We start from the raw sequence: 3,684 nt of genomic DNA, 5'->3' as shown, positions 1-3,684 counted from the left end.
CCACGGGCGTGCCGGCGGATCCCGCCAAGGCGAAGCAGGAGGTGGCGAAGGCGGAGGAGACCGGCTTCGCGCTCGATAAGCAGAACCCGGAGCTGAACCTCATCAAGGGCCGCCGCCTGCTGGCGGAGGGCAACTACGACGCGGCCGCGGAGGAGATCCGCAAGGCCATCCGCGTGGACGCCAGCCGCGCGCAGTTCCACGTCGAGCTGGCCAAGGCCCTCATGGGCAAGCCGGGCGGTGAGAAGGAGGCCTCCGAGGCCCTGGTCACCGCGCTCAAGACGATGGGCGACAGCCCCAAGCTGGTGGTGATGCTGGGCAACGCCTACCGCCGCCAGAACAAGCTGGAGGACGCGCTCGCGCAGTACCAGCGCGCGGTGAAGGACCCCAAGGCGAAGAACCCGGAGGCCCGGCTCGCCATGGGCGCCATCTACCGGGAGCGCTCGGAGTGGGACAAGTCCAAGGAGCAGCTGGAGAAGGCCAGCCAGGAGTTCTTCGGCCAGCCGGACCGCGTCGCCAACGCGCTCACGGAGCTGGGCCGCGTCTACCAGGGCAAGGGTGACACGGCGAAGGCGGACGAGACCTACCAGCGCGCGCTGCAGGCCGACGAGAACTACTCGCCGGTGTACTACTTCTACGCGTCGCTGCTCTCCAAGGACCCCAAGCAGTCGGGCAAGGTGAAGACGCTGGCGGCCGAGTACGTGCGCCGCGAGCCCAAGGGCGAGTACCTCGCCGACGCGCAGCGGCTCGCGGGGAACTGAAAAGCCCCGCTGTCCGCTGTCCCCCCATGCCGCGAGGCCCCCTCTCCGGGCTTCGCGGCGTTTCGTTTTCGACGGGGGGCGACAAGGCAGGCTGATGTGGCGGGGAGTCTCCGCCTTGCCACCCCTCCCGGGTGACGGTATGGGAGGGTCCACCCCACCACCCCCCCTTGACCGGTAGCCGGTAGCGGCCGCGGTCCAGGGGCCATCTGCTGGAGTCCGCTTGAGCGCGCGTGCCCTGTCCCAGTCATCCACCGCGTCCGACCTGATCTCCCTCACCAAGCCGAGGCTGTCGCTGCTGGTGCTCATCACCGCGGCGGGCGGCATGTTCCTGGCGCCGGGGCCGTTCACGCCGGTGCGGGCGCTGGTGACGCTGCTGGCGACGGCGGGGACGGTGGGGGCGGCGAACGCGTTCAACTGCTACATGGAGCGCCACAGCGACCAGTTCATGGCGCGCACGCGCAACCGGCCGCTGCCCGCCGGGCGCATGGACCCCAACACGGCGCTCTGGTTCGGCCTGTCGCTGGCGGCGGTGTCCCTGCCCGCGCTGGTGCTGGGCGCCAACCTGCTCACCGGCGTGCTGGGGCTCATCGCGCTGCTCAGCTACGTGCTGGCCTACACGCCGCTCAAGGCCCGCACGTCCGCGGCCATGCTGGTGGGCGGGATTCCCGGCGCGCTGCCGCCGCTGATGGGCTGGACGGCGGTGACGGGCCAGGTGGACGCGGGCGGCTTCGCGCTGTTCGCCATCATGTTCCTCTGGCAGATGCCGCACTTCATCGCCATCGCGCTGTTCCGCAAGGACGAGTACGCCGCCGCGGGCCTCAAGTCCGTGCCGCTGGAGCGCGGGGACGAGTCCAGCCGCGCGCAGGTGGTGCTCTACCTGGTCGCGATGGTGCCCATGACGCTCCTGCCGTTCCAGCTGAACATCTCCGGCACGTGGTACCTGGCGACGGCGGTGGTGCTGGGGCTGGGCTTCCTCGGCCTGGGAGCGTGGGGCTTCTTCAAGCACCTGGGAAAGGCCTGGGCGCGCCAGACGTTCGCGTATTCGCTCGTGTATCTCGCCGTCCTGTTCGTCGTGATGGTGCTGGACCGCGTCCCCCGCGGCTAGCGCCCTCGCGCGGCGACCTGGCGCAAGGCCGCACTCCGCATGCCTGACACCTCCGTTCCGACCCCGCCCCCGCCGCTGTTGCGCATCGAGGGGCTCACTCGCCGCTTTGGCGGGCGCACCGCCGTGGACGGGCTGTCGCTGTCCGTGCAGCCGGGCGAAATCCTGGGGCTGCTGGGCCCGAATGGTGCCGGCAAGTCCACCACCTTCCAGCTGCTCGCGGGCCTGCTCTCGCCGGACGCCGGCCAGGTGCACTTCGCCGGCCGGGTGCTGTCGCTGAGCGACCCGGCGCTGCGGCGCCAGATGGGCATCATCTTCCAGAGGAGCAGCCTGGATGACCTGCTCACCGCGCGGGAGAACCTGCTCCTGGGCGCGCGCCTGTACGGCCTCACCGGCGCGGACGCGAAGGCGCGGGTGGAGACGATGCTGGCGCTCATCGGCCTGCAGGACCGGGGCGATGAGAAGGTGGGCACCTGGTCGGGCGGCATGCGCCGGCGGCTGGAGCTGGCGCGGGCGCTGGTGCACCAGCCGCGCGTGGTGCTGATGGACGAGCCCACGCAAGGGCTGGACGAGGCGGCCTTCCGCACGTTCTGGACGCACCTGAAGCGGCTGCGCGACGCGCAGGGCGTCACCGTGCTGCTCACCACGCACCGGGCGGACGAGGCGGAAGGGTGCGACCGGCTGGCCGTGCTGGATGCCGGGAAGCTGGTGGCGTGCGACACGCCCCGGGCACTCGCCGCGCGCATGGGCGGTGACATCCTCACGCTGGAGGGCCCGGAGCCGGAGGCGCTGGCCGCGCAGGTGACGCAGCGCCTGGGGCTGGCGGCGCAGGTGGTGGAGGGGCGGGTGCAGGTGGAGGCTTCGCAGGGACATGCGCTGGTGCCGCGGCTGGTGGAGGCCTTCCCCCCGGGACGGTTCGCCTCCGTGTCGCTGCGCCGGCCCACGCTGGCGGACGTGTTCCTCCAGCTCACCGGGAAGGCGCTGGGGGCGGATGCGCCCTCGCCCACGCCCGCGCCGAGGAAACGCCGATGAGCGCCGACATCCCCGTGTCTGTTCCGTCCTCTTCCCCGGTGGAAGCCGCGCCCGCCGCACCGGCCCACCGCCGGGAGCCGGGGACGCTGGCGCTGCAGTGGGCCACCGTGTGGGTGCTCCTGTCGCGCGACGTGGTGCGCTTCTTCCGCCAGCCCAGCCGGGGGGTGGGCGCGCTGGCGCAGCCCATCCTGTTCTGGTTCGTCATCGGCTCCGGCTTCGCGGGCTCGTTCCGCGTGGAGGGCGCGCAGGGGCTGGGCTACCAGCAGTTCTTCTTCCCGGGCGTCGTCACCATGGTGGTGCTCTTCAGCGCCATCTTCGCCACCATCACCGTCATCGAAGACCGCAAGGAGGGCTTCCTCCAGGCGGTGCTGGCGGGGCCGGGCTCGCGGCTGGCGGTGGTGCTGGGCAAGGCGCTGGGGTCCTCCAGCATCGCGCTGATGCAGGCGTCGCTGTTCCTGCTCTTCGCGCCGCTGGCGGGCGTGGACGTGAAGTCGGTGGACTATGCGCTGCTCGCGGCGGTGATGGTGCTGTCGGCGCTGGCGCTCACCGGCATGGGCATGGCGCTCGCGTGGTGGGTGAAGTCGAGCGCGGGCTACCACGCGGTGATGAGCCTGGTGATGCTGCCCATGTGGGTGCTCTCCGGGGCCATGTTCCCGGTGAAGGGCGCCGGGCCGGTGCTGTCGTGGGTGATGACGCTCAACCCCATGCGCTTCTCCGTGGAGGGCGTGCGCCGCGCGCTGTACGGGGCGCAGGCTGTCTCTTATACACATCTCCGAGCCCACGAGACGCTCA

4 protein-coding genes are annotated in these 3,684 nt (G+C 71.5%); all 4 read left to right on the top strand.

Features of this window, described 5'->3' with window-relative positions; translation table 11 throughout:
- Nucleotides 1-758: tetratricopeptide repeat protein (locus tag D7X96_RS38700; RefSeq protein ID WP_121771980.1), on the top strand; the 758-nt coding region annotated here is incomplete at its 5' end.
- A 220-nt stretch (nt 759-978) separates the two neighbouring features.
- Nucleotides 979-1,863, top strand: coding sequence for a heme o synthase (gene cyoE, locus D7X96_RS38695; protein ID WP_121725686.1), 885 nt, complete (start codon nt 979-981; stop codon nt 1,861-1,863).
- A 39-nt stretch (nt 1,864-1,902) separates the two neighbouring features.
- A complete protein-coding gene (locus tag D7X96_RS38690) occupies nt 1,903-2,892 on the top strand; it encodes an ABC transporter ATP-binding protein (RefSeq protein ID WP_120552934.1) in 990 nt (329 codons plus the stop codon).
- Nucleotides 2,889-3,684, top strand: a 796-nt coding sequence (locus tag D7X96_RS42060; protein ID WP_121771979.1) for an ABC transporter permease, incomplete at its 3' end; no start/stop codon positions are given. The genes D7X96_RS38690 and D7X96_RS42060, both read left to right, overlap by 4 nt.

This window comes from Corallococcus interemptor, assembly GCF_003668875.1.
Classification (GTDB): domain Bacteria; phylum Myxococcota; class Myxococcia; order Myxococcales; family Myxococcaceae; genus Corallococcus; species Corallococcus interemptor.
Note: the sequence above shows the minus strand (reverse complement) of the source record. Positions and strands in the feature narration are given on the sequence as shown.

What these genes read in the sequence shown, in the direction of transcription:
- D7X96_RS38690 (WP_120552934.1), top strand. Translation starts at nt 1,903, where the DNA reads ATGCCTGACACCTCCGTTCCGACCCCGCCCCCGCCGCTGTTGCGCATC.